Annotated in this window: 25 protein-coding genes; all 25 read right to left on the bottom strand. The window is 45.8% G+C overall.

Annotation, left to right across the window (positions count from 1 at the left end):
• Nucleotides 1-2: 2 nt before the first annotated feature.
• The 25 genes from B9A22_RS07080 to B9A22_RS07200 all read right to left on the bottom strand — a co-directional run bounded on the left by B9A22_RS07080 (nt 3) and on the right by B9A22_RS07200 (nt 24,306).
• Nucleotides 3-956 carry an RluA family pseudouridine synthase gene (locus tag B9A22_RS07080; RefSeq protein ID WP_084575024.1) on the bottom strand — a complete coding sequence of 318 codons (954 nt, stop codon included), beginning with the start codon at nt 954-956 and terminating at the stop codon, nt 3-5.
• 9 nt (nt 957-965) lie between these two features.
• Nucleotides 966-1,436, bottom strand: a complete 471-nt coding sequence (lspA, locus tag B9A22_RS07085) for a signal peptidase II (RefSeq protein WP_084575025.1) — start codon at nt 1,434-1,436, stop codon at nt 966-968.
• A gap of 103 nt (nt 1,437-1,539) precedes the next feature.
• Nucleotides 1,540-2,244: a TVP38/TMEM64 family protein gene (locus B9A22_RS07090; RefSeq protein WP_084575026.1), complete on the bottom strand. Its 705-nt coding sequence runs from the start codon at nt 2,242-2,244 to the stop codon at nt 1,540-1,542.
• Between the two features lie 276 nt (nt 2,245-2,520).
• Nucleotides 2,521-3,168, bottom strand: a complete 648-nt coding sequence (locus B9A22_RS07095; RefSeq protein WP_084575027.1) for a TraR/DksA C4-type zinc finger protein — start codon at nt 3,166-3,168, stop codon at nt 2,521-2,523.
• Nucleotides 3,169-3,183: 15 nt separating this feature from the next.
• Complete coding sequence (locus tag B9A22_RS07100) at nt 3,184-3,711, bottom strand: nitroreductase family protein (RefSeq protein WP_084575028.1); 528 nt, start codon at nt 3,709-3,711, stop codon at nt 3,184-3,186.
• A 24-nt stretch (nt 3,712-3,735) separates the two neighbouring features.
• On the bottom strand, nt 3,736-4,062 hold the full coding sequence (locus tag B9A22_RS07105) for a DUF5665 domain-containing protein (RefSeq protein WP_084575029.1): 327 nt from the start codon (nt 4,060-4,062) through the stop codon (nt 3,736-3,738).
• Nucleotides 4,063-4,140: 78 nt separating this feature from the next.
• Nucleotides 4,141-6,942 carry an isoleucine--tRNA ligase gene (ileS, locus tag B9A22_RS07110; RefSeq protein WP_281252368.1) on the bottom strand — a complete coding sequence of 934 codons (2,802 nt, stop codon included), beginning with the start codon at nt 6,940-6,942 and terminating at the stop codon, nt 4,141-4,143.
• A 305-nt stretch (nt 6,943-7,247) separates the two neighbouring features.
• Entirely contained in the window at nt 7,248-7,700 is a 453-nt protein-coding gene (locus tag B9A22_RS07115; RefSeq protein WP_084575031.1) for a DivIVA domain-containing protein, read from the bottom strand.
• Nucleotides 7,701-7,721: 21 nt separating this feature from the next.
• On the bottom strand, nt 7,722-8,516 hold the full coding sequence (locus B9A22_RS07120; RefSeq protein ID WP_084575032.1) for a YlmH family RNA-binding protein: 795 nt from the start codon (nt 8,514-8,516) through the stop codon (nt 7,722-7,724).
• Nucleotides 8,517-8,520: 4 nt separating this feature from the next.
• Nucleotides 8,521-9,333 carry a pyrroline-5-carboxylate reductase gene (gene proC / locus B9A22_RS07125; RefSeq protein WP_084575033.1) on the bottom strand — a complete coding sequence of 271 codons (813 nt, stop codon included), beginning with the start codon at nt 9,331-9,333 and terminating at the stop codon, nt 8,521-8,523.
• A gap of 25 nt (nt 9,334-9,358) precedes the next feature.
• Nucleotides 9,359-9,808 (bottom strand): cell division protein SepF, encoded by a 450-nt coding sequence (locus B9A22_RS07130; protein ID WP_084575034.1) that lies wholly within the window; start codon nt 9,806-9,808, stop codon nt 9,359-9,361.
• 17 nt (nt 9,809-9,825) lie between these two features.
• Nucleotides 9,826-10,497, bottom strand: coding sequence for a YggS family pyridoxal phosphate-dependent enzyme (locus B9A22_RS07135; protein ID WP_084575035.1), 672 nt, complete (start codon nt 10,495-10,497; stop codon nt 9,826-9,828).
• 192 nt (nt 10,498-10,689) lie between these two features.
• Entirely contained in the window at nt 10,690-11,856 is a 1,167-nt protein-coding gene (locus B9A22_RS07140) for an ABC transporter substrate-binding protein (protein WP_084575036.1), read from the bottom strand.
• Between the two features lie 267 nt (nt 11,857-12,123).
• Entirely contained in the window at nt 12,124-13,671 is a 1,548-nt protein-coding gene (gene pruA, locus B9A22_RS07145) for an L-glutamate gamma-semialdehyde dehydrogenase (RefSeq protein ID WP_084575037.1), read from the bottom strand.
• A gap of 27 nt (nt 13,672-13,698) precedes the next feature.
• Nucleotides 13,699-14,847, bottom strand: a complete 1,149-nt coding sequence (locus tag B9A22_RS07150) for an NAD(P)/FAD-dependent oxidoreductase (protein WP_084575038.1) — start codon at nt 14,845-14,847, stop codon at nt 13,699-13,701.
• The gene (locus tag B9A22_RS07155) at nt 14,840-15,115 is read right to left on the bottom strand and encodes a (2Fe-2S)-binding protein (RefSeq protein WP_084575039.1); all 276 of its coding nucleotides are present in this window, start codon (nt 15,113-15,115) and stop codon (nt 14,840-14,842) included. The genes B9A22_RS07150 and B9A22_RS07155 overlap by 8 nt, the downstream gene beginning before the upstream one ends.
• A 3-nt stretch (nt 15,116-15,118) precedes the next feature.
• Nucleotides 15,119-15,607 (bottom strand): 4Fe-4S dicluster domain-containing protein, encoded by a 489-nt coding sequence (locus tag B9A22_RS07160; RefSeq protein ID WP_084575040.1) that lies wholly within the window; start codon nt 15,605-15,607, stop codon nt 15,119-15,121.
• Nucleotides 15,600-16,718, bottom strand: a complete 1,119-nt coding sequence (locus tag B9A22_RS07165; RefSeq protein WP_084575041.1) for an NAD(P)/FAD-dependent oxidoreductase — start codon at nt 16,716-16,718, stop codon at nt 15,600-15,602. The genes B9A22_RS07160 and B9A22_RS07165 overlap by 8 nt, the downstream gene beginning before the upstream one ends.
• Nucleotides 16,715-17,020, bottom strand: coding sequence for a (2Fe-2S)-binding protein (locus B9A22_RS07170; protein ID WP_084575042.1), 306 nt, complete (start codon nt 17,018-17,020; stop codon nt 16,715-16,717). Before B9A22_RS07170 ends, B9A22_RS07165 begins: the two co-directional genes overlap by 4 nt.
• Before the next feature lie 245 nt (nt 17,021-17,265).
• Nucleotides 17,266-19,020 (bottom strand): sigma-54 interaction domain-containing protein, encoded by a 1,755-nt coding sequence (locus tag B9A22_RS07175; RefSeq protein WP_245823866.1) that lies wholly within the window; start codon nt 19,018-19,020, stop codon nt 17,266-17,268.
• 164 nt (nt 19,021-19,184) lie between these two features.
• Nucleotides 19,185-19,997 carry a peptidoglycan editing factor PgeF gene (gene pgeF / locus B9A22_RS07180; protein WP_084575043.1) on the bottom strand — a complete coding sequence of 271 codons (813 nt, stop codon included), beginning with the start codon at nt 19,995-19,997 and terminating at the stop codon, nt 19,185-19,187.
• Nucleotides 19,998-20,273: 276 nt separating this feature from the next.
• Complete coding sequence (gene fusA, locus B9A22_RS07185; RefSeq protein ID WP_084575044.1) at nt 20,274-22,355, bottom strand: elongation factor G; 2,082 nt, start codon at nt 22,353-22,355, stop codon at nt 20,274-20,276.
• A gap of 458 nt (nt 22,356-22,813) precedes the next feature.
• Nucleotides 22,814-23,335, bottom strand: a complete 522-nt coding sequence (locus B9A22_RS07190; protein WP_084575045.1) for a cob(I)yrinic acid a,c-diamide adenosyltransferase — start codon at nt 23,333-23,335, stop codon at nt 22,814-22,816.
• A gap of 24 nt (nt 23,336-23,359) precedes the next feature.
• Nucleotides 23,360-23,785 carry a nucleoside-diphosphate kinase gene (ndk, locus tag B9A22_RS07195; protein ID WP_139796195.1) on the bottom strand — a complete coding sequence of 142 codons (426 nt, stop codon included), beginning with the start codon at nt 23,783-23,785 and terminating at the stop codon, nt 23,360-23,362.
• An 8-nt stretch (nt 23,786-23,793) separates the two neighbouring features.
• Nucleotides 23,794-24,306 (bottom strand): gamma carbonic anhydrase family protein, encoded by a 513-nt coding sequence (locus B9A22_RS07200; protein WP_084575047.1) that lies wholly within the window; start codon nt 24,304-24,306, stop codon nt 23,794-23,796.
• Nucleotides 24,307-24,505: the final 199 nt, after the last annotated feature.

Consider the following 24,505-nt stretch of genomic DNA (forward strand, 5'->3'; position numbering starts at 1 on the left):
ATTTATCTCTCCTCTCTTTTTATAGCATCCAACTGCTTAAGTATGTTGGACATATCAGACGGGATTGGGGCGGTAAACACCATAGCCTCACCAGTGGCAGGGTGCTTAAGTGATAGTTCGGCCGAATGCAGTGCCTGGCCCTCAATGGCAAAGCGTTTTTTCTCAGGGCCGTATTTTGGGTCTCCTACAACTGGGTGGCCAATATACTGCATATGAACTCTGATTTGGTGAGTCCGGCCTGTCTGTAGTTTGCATTCAACAAGTGTAAAATTGACAAACCTCTCGACAACGCGGAAACGGGTTACGGCTTCTTTGCTGTTGCTAAAGGTAACAGCCATTTTTTTTCGGTCAGATGCGTGACGTCCAATGGGCGCATTGATAATCCCCTGTTCTTCAGCAATATTCCCATGTACAATAGCAACATATTTACGGCTGGCTGTGCGGCTTTTAATTTGTTCAGCCAAGTTAAGGTGCGAGCGATCATTTTTGGCGGCCACCATGACACCTGACGTATCTTTATCTAGGCGATGTACAATGCCAGGGCGAATTTCACCATTGATGCCTGACAAGTCCTTGCAATGTTCAAGCAGTGCGTTAACTAATGTGCCCTGATAGTTACCGGCTGCTGGATGAACAACCATGCCGCGCAGCTTGTTAACAACAATAATATCGGAATCTTCATAAATAATGGCAAGTGGAATAGCTTCAGCCATAATTTCAACAGGTTTAGCTTCTGGAAAGGTTATACTGATGCTGTCTTCAGCCTGTGCTTTATAATTGGCTTTAGCTGCCTTGCCATTAATTGTTACTAACCCGTCGGCAATTAATTTTTGCAGATGAGAGCGGGACATTTCGGGAAACCGTTTTGTTAGCAGAACATCCAATCTGACGCTCTGTTCCTCGGCGCTTACCTCAAAGACTGGTGTATTGCTGACGTTACAATGATTTTGTTCCACAATATCATCCTATCTTGTATTTTCTTGGTTTTCGTTTGGAAAAGACATAAAAACAAGGGTATAAATGACGCAGCCAACACCTGTTACAATCGCAACATCGGCCACATTAAAAACTGGCCAGATGCGAAAATCGAAAAAGTCCACCACATATCCGGTTTGTACTCTGTCAATAACATTGCCAATAGCGCCGCCTACAAGAAGGCTTAATCCTAATCGCATAAGTCGAAAATTCTCGGGAATATGTTTAAAAAAATAAACAGTAAGCGCCAACATAAGAAACGCAATAACAATAAAAAATATCCGTTGATTTTCCAAAATGCCAAAGGCAGCGCCAGGGTTTAACACATAGGTTATATGAAATATGTTGTCAAGCACAGGTAATGACATTCCAGGCAGCATATGGGTCTGGACAACCTGTTTTGCCCACTGGTCAATAACGACTACGACGACTGCGATGGTTCCTAGTAATAATATCGGCACCAAAATTCTCTCCTATCCTTATTCAAATGCCTTAAACTATGATAACATGATACCGGAAAATTTTCCAAACGTAAAGAAGCGCGGCGAAGATTGCCACGCTTCTTCACTTATCTTTATTGGGAATAAAATAGCGTTCAATGGTGTCTCGGTAATAATAAACGATTAGCCCGGAGGCAATAAGGAATGTTGTAATGACTGTGACTGATTTAAGATTATGGGTGAGATTTTGCCCTAGTATCGAGTACAGCACAATGCCTGGAGTCTGGCCAATGGCGGTAGCCATAGTAAATTGAAGTAGTGATATTTTTGTCAACCCCGCTCCGTAACTTATAACCTTAAAAGGAACTATGGGGGTCAGTCGAGTGATAAACACGGCCAATATACCATGTCGTTTGAAAAAGACATTAGTTAAATTTAAATATTTAATACTGACGAAGCGTTCGACTACTGGGCGCCCATACCAACGGGCAATACCAAAGTCAAGGGCGGCACCAATCAATGCACCGACCCAGGAATACAACGCGCCGTGCTGCCAGCCGAATATCCAGGCGTTGGTGATGGTAATAATAAGCCCTGGAACTAATGGTATCATAGACTGCAAGGTCATAAGTGCAATAGTGGTCAAAGGTGCCCATAGGCCGTAGGACAGAATAAATTGGCGCAGGCCTTCAAAGTTGCGGCATCTTAAATATGTAATGCCCTCGTTGGCAAACTGCTGCACTCCAGGCAACCCCAAATAAGCGGCTATAACTAGTCCCAAAACGCCAATTTTAATTAATGCTATGTACTTGGGTTCTGGACGGGCCATTAGGTACCTCCCTGAAATGCCCTATTTCTATACAAAATATTCGAATGATGCTAGTGGTGCTAATAGTTTATCAACCTAAATAGTATATCCAGCTGCATGTTTTATAATTAAACATAAGTAAGCAAAATCCTGCACTAAAAAAACAAACCGAGGCTGGTTTTTAGCGCTCGGTTTGTTTTTTCTCTTCTTGTCCTGTTAGAAAGTATAACTTTCCGTCTGGATAAGGGCAACATCGGCTTCCGCTTTCGCTAAGGCTCGGCGCAAGCCGTGTTTTCTTTAGCGTTTTCTGGCGTGGCGGCTAGTGCTGCCCGGTTCGTTTGGAATAGCATCAGCCAGGTCAACAATGCCTTGGTGTTCATTGCTATTGGGAAATAGTGCCTTATAATCATATGAGCCTGGGATATCTTGTGGGGTATCAGAACTGCCGTATCGTGCCACATCCTGAAGCGCATCTTCACCGTCATAGCCAACAAATTCGAATCTGGCCGAATCAAGGAAACTCCTATGAAACGGTGGCTCAAGCGATTCTTCCTCCAGCGGGCGGGGCGTAACATCGGTTTGCTCAAAATGTTCTTGGCAACCTATACACTGGGTAGCCCAAGGCAGTGCCTCAAGCCTTTCAGCCGGTATTACAGCGCCGCAGTGGTCACAACGTCCGTAGGTGCCAAGGTGGATTTTTTCCAAGGCCCGTTCTACACTACTTAAGAGCACGCGTTCATTGTCCCGAAGTCCCAAATCCTTGCCACGCTCAAAAGTCTCACTACCTAAGTCAGCCGGATGATTGTCATAGGTGGATAACTCACCTGTTGTGTTGGACAAGGCTGAGCGAAGGCCGTTATCTTCTAGCTCGATAATTGTATGAATTAAATCGTGCTTTTTAGCTTCCAACTGTGACTTGAATTTTGTTAATTGTTCAGGGCGCAAGAATAAGCCCCCCTGTCAATGAATAAATTTGGCGACTTCGGCTAAACGCAGTCGCTCTTTATATTGTTTTGGCTTCTCATCACTATAGCCTAGGCAAATCATAGCTACAGCTCTAAGACGTGGTGGCGCTTCTACTGTCTCTTCAACTTTCTTTTCATCAAAAGCACCAACCCAGCATGCAGCAATCCCTAGTCCCTCAGCGGCTAACAGAATATTTTGAGTGGCAGCTGCCGTGTCTTGAAGACAATAAAGCTGAGCGCCGCGTTCGCCGTATCGCTCGTTAGAACGGGCCGGGTCGGCTAAAATAACGATAACGGTGGGCGCGTCATTGATCTGTGATTGGTCAAAGGAGGCAGAAGCCAGTTTTTCTTTTACTGATGAGTCTTGTACTACATAGAAGTACCAAGGCTGCAGGTTACCAGCGCTAGGAGCCATATTGCCTGCTTCTAAAATTCTTGTCAAAGTTGGTTCGGGAATTTGTTCAGATTTAAAATCACGGACACTATGGCTTTCACGAATGCAGTCAAAGATGTCTTTTGTCATGTGCCAGCCTCCCAGGATTTGTGATTAGAATGTACCATTTTTGGTTTCAACAAACCGGACAATATCAGCAATAAATCCGCCAATGCCGGGTATGTTGAGCATGATCAGCTGCTTGAGGAAAGCGAGCAGCAAGGCAAACACCAAGCTGGCGCCAATAGCTATTCCTAAACCGCGGGCAATACCAGCCACAAAATTCGTAAAAATCAACCTAGCCGGACGCTCAAGCATCTCCATGTAATCAGCAATGCGCATGGCTTCAAGCCGATTGACAAGCCGTTCTAATTGTTTGGCTACAAATTCAGGCTGCTGCTCGTTAGTCTTACTAGTATGTACCCGATTTTTATTGTCCATACAAACAGTCCCCCACCTGTATTATTATTACCCTGCTCAATAAAAATAAACCGGGATTAAACTCCCGGTTTATTTTGCTTACATATTTTTTACTACGGTAGCGCACCGCTGACAGAGAACTGAATGCTCTTTGTCCTGGTTCACTGTAGGACTATAAATCCAGCAACGTTCGCATTTGACGCCTTGCGCCGGAGCTACAGCAACAGCTAGCTGCATGTCGACGGCACGATAGGCTTCACCTGGAGCTTGTTCAAGTGTATCAAATAAAGTTATGTCAGAAACAATGAGCAGTGTGGCTAAATCATCCTTGATGGCTGAAAGGGCGGTGAGATCCTCGCCAGCAGCATAGAGGCTGACAGCAGCGTCTAATGAGTGACCAATGACTTTATTGCGACGGGCTGTTTCAAGGGCTTTTGTAATTTCACTACGCATCTCGAGGATTTTATTCCATTTGGCTTCCAGGGCTGCATCAAGATATTCTGGATGGGCAATCGGCCAGCTGGTTAGCTGCACACTTTCAGGGTGTCCCTGTTCTTTAGGCATATGCTGCCATACCTCTTCGGAAGTAAAGGTCAATACTGGCGCCATAACAACTACTAGTGTATTGAGAATTTCGTACATGGTCGATTGAGCAGCGCGGCGTTCAATCGAACCAGGCAGTGCGGTGTAGACACGGTCTTTCAGGATATCGAGATAGATGGCGCTTAAGTCTACAGCACAGAAGTTATGGACAGTATGATATAACAGATGGAACTCATAATCTTCGTAGCCTTGGGTGACTTTGGCCCGGACTTGCTCCAGACGCATGAGTGCCCAACGGTCAATCTCGAGAAGCTGGTCATAGGCAACTCTGTCAGTGTCAGGGTTAAAGTCGTGCAGGCTACCTAAGATGTAACGGAAGGTATTACGGATTTTACGGTATACTTCAGCTAATTGCTTCAAAATATCGTTCGAGATGCGGATGTCAGCTTTGTAATCGGCTGATGCTACCCATAGACGGAGAACATCGGCGCCATATTGTTTGATAACTTCCTGTGGGTAAATGACATTGCCAATTGACTTAGACATTTTCCGGCCATCTCCATCAACAACAAAGCCATGGGTCAACACAGCCTTGTACGGTGCAGTGCCGCGAGTGGCCACTGAGGTTAAGAGTGATGACTGGAACCAGCCGCGATGCTGGTCGCTGCCTTCAAGATAAAGGTCGGCTGGCCACTGAAGCTCCTCGCGCTGTTCAAGTACTGCTGCATGGCTGGAGCCGCTATCAAACCAAACATCCATAATGTCTGTTTCTTTGCGGAATTCACCGTGAGCGCAGTGCGGGCAGGTAAAGCCTTGCGGCAGAATTTCTTCTGGTTTTCTTGCCCACCAAGCATCCGAACCTTCGCGCCGGAAAATTTCCTTGACAGCATTGATAGTCGTATCATTAATTATATGCTCGTTGCACTTGGTGCAGTAGAAAATTGGAATAGGAACACCCCATACCCGCTGCCGCGAGATGCACCAGTCCTGGCGGTCTGCTACCATATTGTGAATGCGGTCTTCGCCCCAAGCCGGAATCCATTTAACATCATTAGCAATAGTATTCAATGTCTGGCTTCTAAAGCCTTCTACTGAAGCAAACCATTGTTCAGTAGCACGGTAAATAATGGGGTTTTTGCATCGCCAGCAGTGAGCATATTGGTGTTTGATCGAGCTTTTGCCAAGCAGCAGGCCAAGACCAGCCAATTCTTTGATGACAGGTACGTTGGCGTCAGACACAGACATGCCTTCAAATTTACCGCCTTCGGCAGTAAATTTACCTGCGTGATCAACTGGGTTGATGACAGGTAAACCATATTTCATACCTACTTCAAAATCTTCTTGACCATGGCCGGGAGCAGTATGTACGCAACCGGTACCAGCTTCAAGCGTAACATGGTCGCCGAGAATAACGGGCGACTCACGGTCAAAGAATGGGTGACTGAACACCATGCCCTCAATGGCAGCACCTTTCATTGTCGATAAAACAGTATACTCTCCAAGGTTATTGGCTTTGACAACTGTTTCAACTAATTCGCTGGCAAGGAGATAAATTTCGTCGTTAATCTCCACCCAGGCATATTCAATCTCAGGGTGTATGCTGATAGCAACGTTAGCCGGCATTGTCCAGGGAGTTGTCGTCCAGATAACTGCATACACTTTCTCGCGATCAACGCCTACAGGCAGGTTGCCTTTATCATCAATAAGTGGAAACTTAACGTAGATAGAGTGTGATTTTTTCTCGGCATATTCAATCTCGGCTTCAGCCAACGCGGTTTCACATGAAGTACACCAATAGACTGATTTAAGACCTTTGTAAATGTAGCCCTTTTTAGCCATTTCGCCAAATACTTCAATCTGTTTGGCTTCGAACTCAGGATAAAGAGTTACATATGGGTTTTCCCAGTCGCCGGCTACGCCAAGGCGTTTGAAATCCTCCCGTTGCAAGTCTAAGCACTTGAGGGCATACTGCTTGCATTCACGGCGTAAATCAAGTGGATTGAGCTCATGACGGTTTAAGCCAAGAATTTTGATGGCAGCGTGTTCGATTGGCAGTCCGTGGGTATCCCATCCTGGAACGTATGGGGAGTCAAAGCCTTGAAGTGATTTATATTTGACGATAATATCTTTAAGAATTTTATTTAAGGCAGTACCAATGTGAATATTACCGTTAGCGTACGGTGGGCCATCATGCAGGACAAATTTTGTCTTGCCTTTACTCTGAGCCATTTTTTTGTCATAGATCTGTTGGGCGCTCCAGTATTCTAGCATTTTTGGCTCCCGTTCAGGGAGATTGGCGCGCATAGGGAACTCTGTCTGCGGCAGGTTAAGTGTTTTGCTGTAATCCAAAATTAGCACCTCCATAAAAATAAAAAAACTCTCATCCCTGAAAAGGGACGAGAGATAAGTTTCCCGTGGTACCACCCTACTGACTAATGTAGCCGCTTTATAACGCGGTAACGGGCGTCAGACGGCGGAGCCTACTTTAAGTATTTCAGTCCGCAGTTCGGGAGCGATATGAAACCATGACTTTGGTTACCAGGCTTACACCATTCCTGGTTCGCTGTAAACCGCCATCAGGCGCGTCTCCGTCATTACTGATAAAAAATATTATCATGTACGCAATATATTATACATGATTGGCGAACAAAGTCAAATTTAGGTTAATTTTCATCCTCTTCAGCACTGTTGAGCATTTCCATTTGGGCCTGCAAAAGAGTACGTAGTCGGGTGCGAAAAACCTGCGACTGTTTTTTCAGTTCCTCATACTCGCCAGTCATCTTACGAACCTTAGACATTCCTTCGTCAACCAGTCTTTGGGCGCGTATTTCGGCTTCTTTAATCATAAGCTCTGTTTCTTTTTTTGCATTGAGCTTGACTTCTTCAGCTGTTTCCTGTGCAATGACTAACGTGCTGTGTAGCGTATGCTCCATATGCTGATAGTGTTCGAGTTTGCTGTTGAGGCGTTCAATTGTTTCTTTCAAATCAATATTTTCACGGTATAGAGTTTCGTAGTCTTTAATAACCCTGTCAAGAAACTCATCTACTTCTTCCTCGTTATAACCGCGAAAGCTGCGCTTGAACTCTTTACTATGGATGTCTAATGGTGTAAGCATAACTCCCCACCCCTATTCTAATTACATAAATCGTTTGAGTAAAACGCTGTACCTACCTTTTTTTGTCTGCCCGGGAACCTCAATGACCTCTACCCTGCCGCGGCCGCGCATGGAAATGACATCTCCCACCTTTACGGCTTGGGACGAACTTTTGGCTTCCTGCCAGTTAATTTTTACTTTGCTGGCTGCAATGTCTTCAGCCATCCTGGTACGCGAGGTTCCGAACCCTGACGCCGCCACGGCGTCTAAGCGTAAAGAGGCAACTGTCGCGCGGATTTCCTTGGTTTTTTCCTCCTTAGCTGGAATATTGTCAAGTGATACTGGCGAAACAGATACAGCTGCCTGACCTACTTCGGTCAAATTTTGTACGATATAGGCGGCCATGGTTGTATCAGCTACAACGTAGCATTGATCACCGGCCATGATGATGTCGCCCATAATTTCGCGTTTGACCCCAAGACCCATAAGTGTGCCAAGCACATCACGGTGGGACAGCCGATAATAGCGGCTGTCCCATTGTATATTTAGGGCTTCTAAGCCAAAATCAAGTGAACCGGCATAATCTAGAAATTCACTATCAACAAAAGCTGCTTTTACCCGTTCAGCACCGGCGTAGCCGCCATTTGTTTCTATGGTTAGTCTCTCATAGTGGGCTACAATGGTTTCAGCAATGTTTTGACCATAGGGGTCAAGAAATTCACTGACTTTATATTTACGGTTTTTGAGCGTTACTTCTGCTAAGTCTAAGAGTTTGGCTGCTAGCTCAGCATCACCAGACGACCGGTAATAGCGCAAAATTTTATCGCGTTCACTCATCTACCTACCGTCTCCCCATCTCGCGTGAGCGGTTTGTGGCTGCCACAACAGCATCAATAAGCGCGGCACGGATGCCGTTCTGTTCGAGTACATGGACACCGGTAATGGCTGTACCACCCGGCGAAGTGACCATATCCCGAAGTTTGGCCGGGTGTTCGCCTGTTTCTAGTACCATTTTTGCCGCGCCCATGAGTGTTTGAGCAGCTAACAGTACTGCCGTCTGGCGGGAGAATCCAACTCTAACTCCAGCGTCAGTGAGCGCGTCAATCAACACAAAGGCGTAGGCCGGACCACTGCCAGAGAGGCCGGTTACAGCATCCATGGCGTCCTCGTTTACTGTGACAACTTTGCCGACTGAGGCAAACACCTCGGCTACTGGTTGACTTACGGCATTGGTAGCGTATTTACCGAGTGCCATAGCTGACATACCCTCGCCAACAGCAACAGGCGTATTGGGCATAACTCTGATAATAGGTACTCCTGGCATTTTACCCTGGAAGGTGGCAATGGTTACTCCGGCAGCTACTGAAACTACAACAGTTGTTTTGGCAACTACCGGCGCAATACCATCAATTACACCATTGATAACCTGGGGCTTTACTGTTAAAAACAGGATGTCTGACTGTTTCGCGATTTCCTGGCTGTCAATCGTCGTCGACACTGTGAAAGTACCGCGTAAGTAGTCCAGACGTTCAGTTGAAACATCGCTTACAACTATTTGTGACGGCGTCACTAAGCCGGCATGTAAGATGCCGCGTATAAGTGCTTCGGCCATTGCGCCGCCGCCGATAAAACCTATCTGTTTATTTGTCAGCATAAATCCTCCGTCTGGTATGATAAAACTATTTATTCGTCCAAGGAAGTAGTGTTTTGTCACTGCCTTCGTCCCGTGGACTGTAGGCAACATCCACGTTATTAGGGGCACATAGGAAGATATGATTGCCGACTTTTTGAATTTGGCCGTTTAATGCATAAGTTGTGCCGCTAATAAAGTCAATCATGCGTTTGGCAATGTCCGGATCTGTATTTTCAAGATTAACAACAACCGGTTTACGACTTTTCAGATAGTCGGAGACATGCTGAGCATCATCGAAAGAAAACGGTTCAACAACCATGACTTTGACTTGCTTTCCTTGTTGCTGGCTGTTATTCTGGGCCATCGGCAGTGATACTACATTGTTATTCTTCTGTTTTATTTTCGACTCGGTTTCCTCTATTTTTGGACGATCTTCCTCTTGTTCTGATGGTTCAAACAGACCAAGGCTGCCCCACACTTTCTCCATGAATTTCATAACTGCCTCTCTCCTCCTTAATATTGACGCGAGCCAAATATTCCAGTACCGATACGCACTAAGTTTGATCCCTCTTCGATAGCCACCATATAATCGTTCGTCATTCCCATCGATAACCAAGTGATTTCAGTATTGGCTAATTTTATGGTGTTTAATTCGCTGAACAGTTGGTACATCTCATTAAACACCGGCCGTACTGTTTCGGGATTCTCACTAAACGGTGCAATTGTCATAAGACCGCACAGCCTGACATGCTCAAGCTGACTAATTAAATTAGCTAGCGGCAGAGCTTGTCCAACCGCGACGCCAGATTTGCTGTCTTCATCGGCGATATTAACCTGGAGCAGCACATCCTGACGTTTGCCCAGTTTGCCAGCCACTTTGTCAATTTCGATAGCCAGGCGTTCGCTGTCAACTGAGTGAATAAGATCAGCCAGTGGTACTGCTTGACGCACCTTATTTGTTTGCAAATGCCCGATAAGATGCCACTCAGCCAATTTGCCTGCAGACTGTATTTCGGGATGCTTGGCCAGCATTTCCTGAACCCGGTTTTCCCCCACAGCTGTTATCCCTGAAGCCAGCGCTTCCAGCATGGCTGAAGTGCTGTGGTTTTTGGTGACAGCAACAAGCTTTACCTTGGTTAAATCTATTTTTTTTTGTATTTCAGCAATGTTTTGCGCTATAGACATGGCAAACCCTCCATCTTAATAGTTTATTCGCCCAGAAACAAAATTTTCCTCTAAAAATGATATATTTATTCTATCTTTTTAACATAAAAACTATTAAGAATTTATTTTTGTCCTTTAGCTTAATGCGGGTGAACAAAGTTAAAAAATCGCCATCTGGCTTAACCCAGATGGCGATTCTTGCGACAATTTTTGTTATGGTTTTACAGTCTCTTTATATACTTGCTTGCCATCTTTCATTTCGATGATAACCGCACCTTTTACAGCATCATGATTACTGTTTAAAGTCAGGTCGCCTGCGGCACCTTTATAGTCTTTAGTTGCAGCTAACGCTTCACGGATTTTGGCTGCTTCGGTGCTGTTGGCGCGCTTGATGGCATCAACAAGAACGTAAGCGGCGTCATAACCAAGAACTGCCATGGCATCAGGCATTTGACCGAATTCTTTTTTGTAATTATCAACAAAAGCTTTTGACAGCGGGCTGGTATCTTCTACTGAATAATGGTTAGTAAAATAAGTATTGTTAAGGGCTTGTGGTCCGCCGATTTCAGTAAGCTTTGGAGAATCCCAGCCGTCACCACCGACTACCGGAACAGTAATACCCATTTCGCGAGCTTGTTTAACGATTTTTCCAACTTCTTCATAGTAGCCAGGTACGTAAAGAATGTCAGGGTTGGTTGCTTTAATCTTTGTCAGGATTGTTTTAAAGTCCTGATCTTTTTGTAAGTATGCTTCTTCTGAGATGATCTGACCACCGCCTTTAGTAAAGGCGTCTTTATAGAATTGCGCTAGACCTTTGCTATAGTCACTGGAATTATCAATCATGATAGCAGCTTTTTTTGCCTTAAGACTGTTTAAAGCAAAGTTGGCGCCAACAGTACCTTGAAACGGGTCAATGAAACAGACGCGGAAGGTATAGTCTTTAGCTTTACCGGTTTTTTCATCTAGAGTAACTTTGGGGTTGGTAGTAGCGGCAGCAACAAATGGAATTTTGTTGGCTTCGGCTACAGTCGAGCCCGCAATGCCGTTAGAGCTGGTGGTGAAACCGGTTACAGCAATAACTTTATCCTGGGTGATAACTTTGGTCATTGCATTGGAAGATTCGGAAGGTTCGCCTTTGTTGTCGGCCATTATCGGTTGGATTTGTTTGCCGAGTACGCCACCCTTGGCATTGATTTCTTTAAACGCCATTTTAGCGCCGTTAGCCGCTGCTGTCCCGAAAGATGCAGTATTGCCAGTAAGTTCGTAAACTACACCGATTTTGAGGTCTTTGCTGGCGGTATCACCACAACCTGTGACTAGCCCAGCTAACATTAGCAGCATTGTTAATAGACTCGCCATTTTTAATCCGATTTTACTCATAGTAATCCTCCCCTATTCACGCAAAAATTATAAAGAAACCTAGTACCGTAATTTACATATCACCTCCACCATAAATCCGTTTGTTAAAAGTCAATTTGGGTTAAAAAATAGCTTTTTGGAGAGAATAACAAATAAATGTCTCCCCCCAAAAAGCAACTTTGCTTGTTTGTACCAAAAATTCAATTATACTTTTGTTTCCTATGATTATACATTGTATTACGGTTTATTAAAATATGCAAGAGGTATTTTTGTTAACTGTGAAGTTATTTACAGTTTTTCTGCTACGGATTTAGCCTGCATAAAGAGCAGTAGATAGTCGGCACCACCTGCTTTGGAGTCGGTACCTGACATATTAAAGCCGCCAAACGGATGAACGCCAACAAGTGCACCGGTGCATTTGCGGTTGAGGTAAAGGTTGCCGACATGGAACTCTCTGCGGGCTTTCTCAAGCTTGGTCCGGTTTTTGGAGTATACAGCTCCTGTAAGTCCATATTCAGTGTCGTTGGCAATGGCAATAGCCTGATTATAATCAGCAGCTTTGATAAGAGCTACGACCGGCCCAAAGATTTCTTCCTGGGCGACGCGTGCTTTTGAGTCAACATCAGCAACAACTGTTGGCTCAATAAAATAACCATTTTCGGCTCCTTTAACACCGCCGGCCACTATCCGGCCTTCGCTTTTGCCAATTTCAATGTATTCAAGTATTTTCCCATAGGCGTTCTTGTCAATTACTGGTCCCATGTTGATAGTTGGATCGCTGGCAGGTCCCATTTTGAGGGCTTTGGTTTTGGCGGCGACTTTAGCAACAATTTCATCATATACGTCTGCGACAATAATTGCGCGAGAGCAAGCTGAGCATTTTTGTCCCTGGAATCCAAACGCTGAGGCGACAATGCCGTTGGCGGCGTCTTCAATATCGGCTTCACTGTCAACAATAATGGCGTCCTTACCGCCCATTTCGGCAACCACACGTTTTATCCATTTTTGTCCTGGTACAACATCGGCGGCTAATTTATTAATTCTAAGGCCAACTTCTTTAGAACCGGTAAAGTTGATAAACCGGATTTTCGGATGGCTGACAAGGTAATCACCAATAGCACTGCCACTGCCTGGCAAGAAATTGACGACTCCAGGCGGCAGACTGACTTCTTCCCACAGCTCCATAAGTTTGGCGGCAATGATCGGTGTAGTGCTGGCCGGTTTCATAATAACAGTGTTACCGGTAACGATAGCGGCGGCCGTCATCCCAGCCAATATTGCTAAAGGGAAGTTCCAAGGAGGGATAATAAGGCCAACGCCCAGCGGAATGTAAAAACACTCGTTTTGTTCGCCTGCATTAGGTACAACTGGCATACCGGCAGCATACTGGAGCATCTGATGAGCATAGTACTCCAAGAAATCAATGGCTTCGGCGGTATCTGCGTCAGCTTCTACCCAATTTTTCCCCGACTCTTCCACCAGCCATGCTGAAAACTCGAATTTTTTACGGCGCATAATAGCGGCAGCTTTAAACAGGTAGCGAGCCCGCTCTTCAGGGCTGACATATTGCCACTCAGCGAAGGCTGACAGGGCACTTTGGACTGCGCTTTCAGCCAGTTCAGTATTGGCTCTGGCAGTTGTACCGATGACCTCTTCGAAATTAGATGGGTTGACTGAAGTTATTCGAGCTTCGGTATCGATTTTTTTCCCCCCGATGACTAGCGGGTAGTGACGGCCTTTTAGTGTGGCGATTTTGGCAAGCTCCTGTTCCATCGCGGTGCGATTTTCGGGTAGGGAAAAATTGACGAGTGCTTCATTTTTGTACTCTACTAACATTGTTATTACCTCCTAATATTTAGATAATCAGACTACAGATGGCTCAACATACAATTCGCCGCGAGCAAATCTTTCGGCACTAAACATGTTGATGGGAATATCTGTTGACAGTCCGAGGACGGTTTGGGCCATAAGCTTACCAACCATAGGGGCAATCATAAAACCATGGCCGCTAAAACCAGCAGCTGTGTAGAAGCCTTGAATGTTTGCATCCTGTCCCAGGATTGGTGTTCGATCCGGACACATATCATAGAGACCGGCCCATTGCCTGATAACGTTTAAATTAGCGAGCGGCGGTAGTATTTTAGTAATGCGCTTAGCCATCTCAGTCATAAACTGCCAGCTTGATGTAGTATTAAAGGTCTCAGGCTCGTCGGGATGGCCAATACCCATAATAAAGCTGCCATGAGGTGTCTGCTGGCAATATAGATTATGGTAAAAGCACATGACCATCGGAGTTTGCAGAGGTTCAACCGGTTCGGTAACAAGTATTTCATGCCGTTCAGGAAAAATTGGTAACTCAATGCCAGCCATCCGGCCAACCGTTTTAGCATAACCGCCTGCAGCATTAATAACTGTGTTGGTAGCAATATCACCCTTATCAGTGTGAACAGTCGTTACTTTTCCTGCTTCGACGGTTAAGCCGGTGAGTTCAGTATAGGTGTAAAACTTAACCCCTAACAGAGCGGCGGCTTTAGCGTACAAACTAGTTACTTTGAACGGGTTGGCATGGCCATCTTTAGGGCAGAAAGTAGCTCCCAAGAGTGCTTCAGTATTTAAGTGAGGTACAATTTTTTTTGCCTCTGCTGGTGTTGTCCAGCGGGCTGGGATGTCGAGTGAATTTTGTAGCTTAAGATTTTTCTTGAACTGCTCAACCATTTTTTCAGTATAAGCGAGCAAGAGATAGCCGCCTTGTTTAAATTCAATGTCACCATCGACCTCTAATAGCTCAGGTAAATTTTCCAGCATTTTGACACTTTCACGGGAGAGCAGGCAATTGGTTTCTGTACCCCACTGCATCCGGACACCAGCACCGCACCGGCCTGTTGCGCCGCTGGCAAGGTAGCCGCGCTCTATTACAGCTACTTGCCCGGCACCAGCTTTTGCCAGGTTGTAAGCAATGGCGCAGCCGACAACGCCGCCGCCGATAACAACGACATCAGCCTGTTTAATCATGCTTGGCACCCCCAGCTAGCGCACCTAAGGTTATCGGGGCTGTCGGTGGGCGGAAAGTCGGCAAAACAATATTGCCGGTGTTGGTTTCTAAAGCTTTGGCAAGTTCTTGTGCTATTAAAGGTGTGCACGTGCGACCTTGACAAGGGCCCATGCCGCACCGGCATTCGCGTTTGAGTTCTTCCAGGGTGTGTTTTCCCTGCTTAATGAGTTCGTGGATGTCTTGAAGTGTGATGTCTTCACAGCGACAGATAATGACCGGTTCAGTCATGTGTTAGCCCTCCCTCCGTATGGCAATGCCCCGTATGTCCATGGCCAGCGTTTTGGGGACAGTCACCCATACTACGGTTGTTTTGTTTGTATTCTGCTGCACCCTTTTCACTTGAGCGACAGCGACTGGTTCCCCTTTGCGGTTTAAGGCATCTACAGTCTGGTCAGACTTAGGCAGGGGCAAATACTCGTAAGGCAGTTTAAGCAGAGCTTCATCTGTACTATAAGAGTGGTCAATAACAAAAATAGATAGTCCTGGACAATGCGCTAGGCAGATGCCGCAGCCGTTGCACTTGGTTTCGTCAAGTACAGGCCGTTCATTAATGTCTAAACCGATTGATATGGCTCCCCGCGGACAGGCCTCGACACAGGGGTTGCAGGGAATGTTTTGAAAACATTCAAATATAGCTATTGGGCCATGACTTAGGCGCTCTGACCCTGGTAAGATACTGCTGACATCAGTGGGGGTAGGTACTCCTGTCTGTTCAAGCATTGCATATCACCTCGCTTAAGGCTTCACTATGGTCATTTATAGTTACTTTGGCAAGGCCTGAGCGTATTTTAGCACTAACATTGCCAGCTCTGAGGGCAGCTAGTTGGTTTTTTGCTTCGGCATAGTCTTCGGATAGAGCGGCTGCTGTCTGCCCTAAACTGGCGGCTGCCGCCAGCCCGGCCAATTTGCCTTCAACCATGGCAGCTGATGCCTCCTCAACTCCTGCTACATCACCGGCAACATATATATCGGGATGAGTAGTCAAAAGACTGGAGTTGCGGAAAGGTACATAACCGCCTAATTCTGGCACATAGGCCATTTTGCAGCCTGCTTGCCACAATAGTTCAGTTAACGGCGTCAGACCAACAGCCAGACATAGGCCGTCAGCCTGGATGTCTAGATCTGTCCCGGGTATTTGCTGCCAGTTAGTATCAAGCTGGCAGATGGTTGCTCCGGTAAGTGCCGGTGAGCCATAAGCAGCCTTAATAGTATGGTTTGTGTAAATAGGGATGCCGGCTCGCCGTATTTTGGCAGCATGCACCAGGTAACCACCGATTTTAGGGGCTGCTTCGATAATGCCGGCAACCTCAACACCTGCTTGCAGTAGCTGGTAAGCGACAATCAAACCAATGTTGCCTGCACCCACCATCAGTAGGCGTTTGCCTGGCATGACACCATAAACATTCATAAGTGTCTGCACAGCACCGGCACCGTAAACGCCTGGCAGGTCGTTGCCTGGAAATGCTAACGTTTTTTCCGCTGCCCCTGAAGCAACAATGATTTTTTTTGCGTTAATAGTGACAAAGGTATCCTGATGTTTAACAGTTAATATGCCGTCCTCTTGGTAGTAACCCAGTACGGTGGCGTTATTCCAAGCGGTTACATTAGGAATGCCCAGCGCCTGTTTGACCAGTAGTGCGGCGATATCAATTCCCCGCTCGCCGGCATATTCGCTTTTCGAACCGAAAAATTTGTGTGTTTGTTTGATAAGCTGGCCGCCATAATATTCAGCACGCTCAATAAGTAACACACGAGCGCCTAGTTTTCCGGCATGAATGGCTGCCATAAGTCCGGCAGGACCGGCGCCGATAATGGCAATATCTATGTTCATGGCAGTTTACCTCTTCCTGTTTGAGTTTCGACAGTCATCCCTTCTTGGAGCGGTTCCACACATACCCGCACGTTAGGCATACCATCGACGACCATTAAACAGGACGAACAGTTGCCGATTGCGCAGAATAGCCCCCGCGGCCGGTTAAGTTCGTGACTGTGTCTGAGCACTGTAATGCCAGCGGCATGTAGTGCGGCTGCAATGGGCTCACCAGCATAGCCTTCAAGTTGCTGTCCGTTAAAATTAAACTGTACTTTATTTTTTTCAGGAAATGATAAGATTGGGTGATTGCTAATGCGCATGACTGCACCTCCTTGCTATTTTATTATTGCAAGAAGCATGCCAAGGATTGAATACGGAAAAATAAGATTGCTTCATCGGTACTCATAATGCTAAGCAGATGGCGTTGCGAGCACGTACGACGAGGCAATCTTGGCATTTTTACCTATTTATCAAGATAATTAGCTTGACTGGGTTATAAATAAGAGCAAGACGAATTCGCAGCTTAGAAGTACTCTTTGTGGTCCATTTAAGCCCTCTTCTAGTGTCAATTTTTGGACGTTGACGTCAATAAATTGACATTGTCGAGAGCGAGATTAAGTTGACGCATTTTATAATATAGAGTACTGCGGGGAATTCCAAGTTTTTTAGCGGCTATTGCTTTGTTGAAGTTGGCCTCTTTAAGGGTCTGCTCAATTAGATCGCGTTCAAGTGTTGTCAGTTCAGGGATTGTTGTCAGTCCGGCAGTGTCGATAGTTTTGTTGTGGTGATATCCGGCTTTGAAGTTGGTTGGCAGGCTGCCTGTTGTTAGGGTATCGCTGTCAGCAAGAATAACCAGGCGTTCTAAAATATTGTTGAGCTCGCGAACATTTCCCGGCCAATCATACTCTAAAAACGCGGCCATGAGAGCTGGTTCTACTTTATTAATGGCTGCATCCGGATTGTGAAGGGCGCTAAAATGTTTAAGTCCCCGATAGACTAGCTCGGGGATATCCTCTCGTCTCGAGCGTAAGGGCGGCAATTGTAACGAGACTACATTAAGTCGATAATACAAGTCATCGCGAAAATCGCCGCTGGCAATCATATCTTCCAGATCACGGTGTGTCGCCGAAATGATGCGAACATCCACTTGTACCGGTTTATCGCCGCCCACCCGGTAAAACTTCTTTTCCTGTAATACTCTAAGTAATTTTACTTGCATTTCTTTCGGCATTTCCCCAATTTCGTCAAGAAAGAGTGTTCCGCCGTCAGCAAGTTCAACTAAACCGGCTTTCCCTTTTCTATCAGCGCCGGTGAAGGCTCCGGAATGGTATCCGAACAGCTCGCTCTCAAACAGGCTAGCTGGAATAGCGCCACAGTTAATCTCAATAAACCTACCTTTTCGTCCACTGGCAATATGTACTGCGCGGGCAAATACTTCTTTACCTGTGCCGCTTTCACCGCGGAGTAACAGTGGCACATTGGTGGACGCGACCCGCCTGGCCATACCGACGGCTGCCAGTATGCCGGCGCTATGACCGCTGACACTGGCAAAGGCGTCAGTGCCTGTGTTAATTTTATCAATTTCGTTTTCTAGTGACTGCACTTTCCGGCTGGTTCGCGAGAGTTCCTGATTAAGGTTTACAACCTCCGTAATGTCACGTTCGGCGCACACTCCGCCAACAACCTTTCCCTCTAGCAGGATAGGAGCAGCATTAATAAGTACATGCGTATTAGAACAGGGTTTATGATATTGATCTTTGACAGTTAGTTGCTCAGCAGCTACTTGTTTCACTAATAAGTTTGTGAAAAAATTATCAATGCGGTTACCTAGTATTTCTCCAGCCACAATACCATATAGTTTTTCGGCACGTTTATTCCAGATAACAACCTGATTGGCTTTATCGATAACACACACCGCTTCGCCGACAGTGTCCAGCACAGCTGCCATTTGTGTTTGCTGAAGATAATGTTTGGCAAGCAACGCGGCAAATACTAGTTCGGGCGTACTGAGTGCTACTACTTTACCCTCAGCTTCAAATAATATAGCCTGGGTTAAAAGTTCAGCAGGCGGACTGTCAAGCAATAGCGACAACTGGGTGATTGGTTTGATAACAGCATCGAACAAGGCAATATCCTGCGCATAACTTCCGGTACGTTGTAGTTGCTTAGCGGTAATATAGCCCAAGTTATTACCAGCCCACACGATGACGGCGGCCTGATTATCACCGCCGATATGAGCGGCAACATCAGCAACCGGTAATAAGGGGTCCATTAGAATGAGTCTGTTCGCAACAACATCTTCTACGCGTAATGATTGCACGTAGTACCACCTCCTTATAGGCAAAAAGACGCAGTGTCTCCTGATGAGGAGACAGCAGCGTCTTTGCTGTGTCAGATATTTGACGTTTCTTTTATTATAATGGTCTATTGTAATAATTTCAAGAACAAAGATGTTCTTCCATCAAACTATAAGTTACACATTATCTATAGAGCAATAATTGCACCGATGCGACCTGTACGGCCGGCTTCAGCACGGTGAGAATAAAAAATTTGAGTGTTACAGGCAGTACATATGCCACTAACACTTATATTGTCGTCCGCAATTCCAATTTCTCTAAGCTGCTGACGATTAGCTTCCCATAGGTTGAGCTGCCAGTGGTCGCCGCTCGGAGTAACTAGCTCTTCCCAGTTGTGAAAGCTTGCCTGCAGCTTTTCGATTACAAACCCATCTACTTCATAGCAACAAGGGCCGATGGATGGGCCAATCCCCACCAGGCAGTCGGCCGGATTGGTGTTATACTGCTCCTGCATGGCAAGCACGGTCTTTTGCCCGATTTTAGCAACGGTACCTTTCCAACCAGCATGGCTGATACCAATGGCTTTGCCTACTGGGTCAAAAATTATTACAGGCACACAGTCGGCAAAGAACAGCATGAGTGGTAAGTCTGGCACATTGGTGATAAGAGCATCTGTACCTTTAATCGATTCATGATAATGCTGAGCACCACGCCCGGCATCCTGTAAAAATACTTTCTGTATCATATCGCCATGTACTTGCTCGGCGGTGATAACTTTTTCTGCGGGCAGTCCTACGGCGTGGCAAAAAGCCTGCCTGTTTTTCCATGCTGCATCGGCATCATCGCCAATATGCAGTCCCAGGTTGAGACTGGCAAAGGGCAGAGTGCTTTGCCCACCTAGTCGTGTTGATATACCGTGCTTAATACCTTTTGCAGATAAAATGGTGAATTCCCCAAACCAAACGCCGTTTGTGCTGTGTTTTAACACAAAGTCTCCCATTTTTTAGAACCTCCGTGTAAGACTATTGTTTATTATTATCCTGTTAGAAAGTATAACTTTCCGTCTGGATAAGGGCAACATCGACTTCCACCGTCGCCAAAGGCTCGGCGCAAGCCGTGTTTTCTTTATAATGATACTCCTATTTTACTTAAAATATATAACAAACAGTAAAAGTATACAATAAGTTATTAATATAAAAGAGACAGTAAAATAGTAAAAGCCTTGGTAACCTGCTACCTGAACTGAGCAGACCAAGGCTTTTTACATGTCCTATTTTTACGCTTCTTCTACTTTATCTTTCTTAGCACTAGCAATAATTGACTCAGCAATGCGCTGCGGCACGTCTTCATAGTGTGAGAAGTTCATGTCAAATGAGCCTCTGCCCTGGGTAATGGAGCGAAGGTCAATGCTGTAGCGGAACATTTCGGCCAGCGGTACTTGGGCTTTAACCCGGCCTAAGCCGCCACCGATAGGTTCCATGCCTTGAATTCGGCCACGTTTGGTATTTAAATCGCCGATGACGTCACCCATATATGATTCGGGTACAAGGACTTCTATTGAATAGATTGGCTCAAGAAGCACAGGTTTGGCTTGCAGCACACCTTTGCGCAGTGCCATGCCACTGGCGATTTTAAAAGCCATTTCTGATGAGTCAACTGTGTGATATGAACCGTCAGTCAGGGTGACTTTGACATCAACCATGGGGTAGCCAGCAAGCAGGCCGCCAGCTAACGCATCTCTAACCCCTTTTTCGACAGCTGGGATATACTGGCGTGGAACTGAGCCGCCGAAGATGGAGTCAACAAATTCAAATTCGGCGCCTGGTGCCAGCGGATCAAGCTGCAGCCATACATGACCATATTGGCCGTGACCGCCACTCTGTTTTTTGTGTTTGCCTTCGACTTTAGCTGAGCCGCGGATGGTCTCGCGGTAAGGCACTTTAGGGTTGGCTAGCAGCGTTTCGACACCAAACTTGCGTTTCATGCGCTCGGACATAATATCCAAATGTAGTTCACCCATACCTGAGATGAGTAACTGATGGGTTTCTACATCTTTACGTACTTTGAAGGTGGGATCTTCGTCCATGAGTCGAGCTAATGCCTGGCCAATCTTATCCTCGTCACCTTTGTTTCTTGCCTCAATAGTTCTGACAAACATAGGTTTAGGGTATGAAATTGGCTCAAACATAATCGGTTTATCTTTATCGCAGAGTGAATCACCCGTGCCTGTTTCCTGAAGCTTAGCCACTACAACAATATCACCAGCATGCACGGCAGTCACGGGGTCTTGCTGTTTACCGCGAAGTGTAAAAATTGTGCCGACGCGTTCGGATTTTTCCTTGGTGGCGTTATACAGTGTGCTGTCAGGCTTCATGCTGCCTGAGAATAAGCGGATATAACTGAGACGGCCAACAAAGGGGTCTGCCGTAGTCTTAAATACCATGGCGGAAAATGGGTCAGAGGAATTTCTTTCTACCGGATCTTTGGTTACAGGATGATATCCGATAACTGAGCTTGTGCCAGGGGCCGGAAGAAAGCTGACAATAGAATCCAGCGCCTGCGGGATGCCTATGTTTTTGACGGCTGAGCCACAGAGCACTGGAAATACCTTGGCTTGGGCAATGGCAGTCAATAATCCGGCTCTCACTTCTTCGTCGCTCAATTCTTCCCCTTCAAGGTACTTGGTTAAAAGTTCGTCATTGCCTTCGGCGGCAGCTTCGATAAGCGCCATCCGTGCTTCTTCACATCTTTCGAGCATATCGGCGGGAATGTCGGCTTCAGTGTACTCTTTCGCATTTTTCTTAGATAAATAGGCTTTCATTTTAAGTACATCCACAATGCCTGTAAAGCTTTCTTGAGCGCCAATCGGCAATTGAACCGGGACAACGCCGTTGCCGAATTTTTCTTTCATACTTTCGACAACACTATAAAAGTCGGCGTTTTCCCGGTCCATTTTATTAACAAAACCTATGCGTGGCAAGCCCAATTCAGCAGCATAATTCCATACTTTTTCGGTTTCCACCTCGACGCCGGAGGCGGCGCACAGCACAATGAGCGCACTGTCGACAGCTCGCAGAGCGCCCTTTACCTCGGCTACGAAATCGGCGTAGCCGGGAGTATCCACAAAATTTATCTTATGATCGTGCCATTCACAAGGGGCCAACGCTGTACTAATGGTAACCTTGCGTTTAACTTCTTCCGGTTCAAAGTCAGTTGTTGCCGAACCATCATCAACACGTCCTAGACGGTTTACCGCGCCAGAATTAAATAACATGGCTTCTGTCAAGGATGTCTTGCCGGCTCCTCCGTGGGCTACAATTCCAACATTTCTTAACTTGTCGCTCTTGTACTCTTTCATGGCTAGTCCCCTCCTGTTGTGGTATGGTTAATTTCATTACTGACATATTACTTTTTTAATTCTCTGTTTACTGTAAATATTCCTTCTTTTCCGTCTATTTTGTTTAATTTAAAATGAGCATAATTGGAACTATTTATTCCATACTTATAAAATTTTCCCAGAAAATATGCAATAAGGAAAATTTTTTTAGGCAAACTGTGTTACTTATACATACAAAAAGAGCTATTGTTCACAATAGCTCTTTTTGTATGTATAGCGTATTATACTTTCAACAACATACGCATCAGTTTACGCAGCGGTCCAGGCAGTGACATGACATAGAAGCGGAAGTTCACTATGCTCGCCCCCTCATTTTAGCTATTGTAAATGCTATCGCACTCTTAAGCTATCGATATAGTTTATGCGGGTTACGCAAAGTTGTGCTATATCTCCCAACTTCAGCAAATTTATTTACACCCTCAAATCTGCTTGCTGTTTTCTGATTCAAAACGGGACAATACAAAACACAAATCAGACAAGCGGTTTAAGCCAATCAGCAGATTCTCGTTTATCTCATCTTCTGCTTCTTCTTTGAGCCTCAGCGTCTGGCGTTCGGACCGCCTAGTAACAGTGCGCGCCAAATCAAGAGCAGCCGCCCCTACTGTGTCACCAGGCACAATAAAGTTCTTTAATGGCGGCAGCTTGGCATCAAATTCGTCGATCAGTTGTTCCAGGGATGTTACATGATCTTCTGTGACATACTGCGTTTTCCCACCTGCGCTGGCCAAATCGGCCATAAACAGCATAAGGAGTTTTTGCAGTTTAAATATTGCTTCTTTCACTTCAGGTTTGGTGCAGTTGGCTCGTGCCAGCCCTAAGGCTGAGTTTACTTCGTCAACAGTACCATAGGCTTCTACCCTGGCGCCAGTTTTCTTGACCCGTTCACCAGTTAGGAGTCCGGTCGTCCCTTTGTCGCCGGTTTTAGTATATACTTTACTCATTGCAGTCCTCCTCCAAAGTGGATATTAAAACATTTCCTGGTCAGTAAAATAAATAGCGATTTCACGTTGGGCGCTGGTTAGGCTGTCAGAGCCATGCACAATATTATTAGACATAACTGTAGCATAGTCGCCGCGAATGGTTCCCGGCGGGGCGTCAACAGGATTAGTCGGGCCCATCATAGTTCTGACCGTTTTTATGGCGTTCGGTCCTGTCAGCACCAGAGCGACTATGGGGCCGGATGTAATAAATTCAACAAGATCTGGGTAGAAGGGCTTGCCAATATGCTCACGGTAATGTTCGGCAGCCATTTCGGGTGTCAGCTTGAGCATCTTAAGTGCGGTTAACGTAAGACCTTTTCGCTCAAACCGGCTAAGGATTTCGCCGCAAAGCTTTCTCAGGACGGTATCTGGTTTTAATAGAACCAGTGTATTTTCAGATATATTACTCATAGAAGTCCTCATTCCAAATAGCAATAGGCATCCTGGGCATAGACCAGTGCAGATTGCCGAATGGATTCAATTTCTTGTTGAGTAACTTCACGGATAACCTTGCCAGGTGATCCCATGACAAGTGAATTTGGCGAAATTTTTTTTCGCTCTGGAATAAGAGTGCCTGCACCAATAATGCAGTTCTCGCCGATTTCAGCGTAGTTTAAAATGACTGCTCCCATGCCTATTAGGCAGTTGCTGCCAATTGTACAGCCATGGAGAATGGCCCCGTGGCCCACAGTCACATATTCGCCAATAGTAGTGGGGAAATCGTACCAGACGTGCACAGTGCAATTATCCTGAATATTGGTATATTGACCAATTTTAATAGGTTGGACGTCGCCACGGATAACAGCGTTAAACCAAATGCTGGCGTTTGTACTAATGGAGACATCCCCAATGATTCTTGCCCCTGCGGCAAGAAATACAGTGTTGTCAATCTGGGGATTGAGTCCTTTATACGAAAAAATATTGGCTCCCAATTTGCATCAACTCCTTTTTTACACTCACAACTACCGTTCGTTTGCCTTACCAACGTGAGTTTATTCATCCTGTTAGAAAGTATAACTTTCCGTCTGGATAAGGCAACATCGACTTCCGCTGTCGCCAAAGACTCGGCGCAAGCCGTGTTTTCTTTATAATACTTGAATTAGAAGCTCGTATATTTTTTCCATACATGTC

The sequence above is a fragment of the Sporomusa malonica genome (genome assembly GCF_900176355.1).
In the GTDB taxonomy this organism is placed as follows: Bacteria; Bacillota; Negativicutes; order Sporomusales; family Sporomusaceae; genus Sporomusa; species Sporomusa malonica.

Bases quoted from the DNA above. Each gene is read 5' to 3' on its own strand.
- B9A22_RS07090 (WP_084575026.1), bottom strand. From the start codon at position 2,244: ATGGCCCGTCCAGAACCCAAGTACATAGCATTAATTAAAATTGGCGTT.
- B9A22_RS07100 (WP_084575028.1), bottom strand. From the start codon at position 3,711: ATGACAAAAGACATCTTTGACTGCATTCGTGAAAGCCATAGTGTCCGT.
- B9A22_RS07105 (WP_084575029.1), bottom strand. From the start codon at position 4,062: ATGGACAATAAAAATCGGGTACATACTAGTAAGACTAACGAGCAGCAG.
- B9A22_RS07115 (WP_084575031.1), bottom strand. From the start codon at position 7,700: ATGCTTACACCATTAGACATCCATAGTAAAGAGTTCAAGCGCAGCTTT.
- B9A22_RS07120 (WP_084575032.1), bottom strand. From the start codon at position 8,516: ATGAGTGAACGCGATAAAATTTTGCGCTATTACCGGTCGTCTGGTGAT.
- proC (WP_084575033.1), bottom strand. From the start codon at position 9,333: ATGCTGACAAATAAACAGATAGGTTTTATCGGCGGCGGCGCAATGGCC.
- B9A22_RS07130 (WP_084575034.1), bottom strand. From the start codon at position 9,808: ATGAAATTCATGGAGAAAGTGTGGGGCAGCCTTGGTCTGTTTGAACCA.
- B9A22_RS07135 (WP_084575035.1), bottom strand. From the start codon at position 10,497: ATGTCTATAGCGCAAAACATTGCTGAAATACAAAAAAAAATAGATTTA.
- B9A22_RS07140 (WP_084575036.1), bottom strand. From the start codon at position 11,856: ATGAGTAAAATCGGATTAAAAATGGCGAGTCTATTAACAATGCTGCTA.
- pruA (WP_084575037.1), bottom strand. From the start codon at position 13,671: ATGTTAGTAGAGTACAAAAATGAAGCACTCGTCAATTTTTCCCTACCC.
- B9A22_RS07150 (WP_084575038.1), bottom strand. From the start codon at position 14,847: ATGATTAAACAGGCTGATGTCGTTGTTATCGGCGGCGGCGTTGTCGGC.
- B9A22_RS07155 (WP_084575039.1), bottom strand. From the start codon at position 15,115: ATGACTGAACCGGTCATTATCTGTCGCTGTGAAGACATCACACTTCAA.
- B9A22_RS07160 (WP_084575040.1), bottom strand. From the start codon at position 15,607: ATGCTTGAACAGACAGGAGTACCTACCCCCACTGATGTCAGCAGTATC.
- B9A22_RS07165 (WP_084575041.1), bottom strand. From the start codon at position 16,718: ATGAACATAGATATTGCCATTATCGGCGCCGGTCCTGCCGGACTTATG.
- B9A22_RS07170 (WP_084575042.1), bottom strand. From the start codon at position 17,020: ATGCGCATTAGCAATCACCCAATCTTATCATTTCCTGAAAAAAATAAA.
- pgeF (WP_084575043.1), bottom strand. From the start codon at position 19,997: ATGGGAGACTTTGTGTTAAAACACAGCACAAACGGCGTTTGGTTTGGG.
- fusA (WP_084575044.1), bottom strand. From the start codon at position 22,355: ATGAAAGAGTACAAGAGCGACAAGTTAAGAAATGTTGGAATTGTAGCC.
- B9A22_RS07190 (WP_084575045.1), bottom strand. From the start codon at position 23,335: ATGAGTAAAGTATATACTAAAACCGGCGACAAAGGGACGACCGGACTC.
- ndk (WP_139796195.1), bottom strand. From the start codon at position 23,785: ATGAGTAATATATCTGAAAATACACTGGTTCTATTAAAACCAGATACC.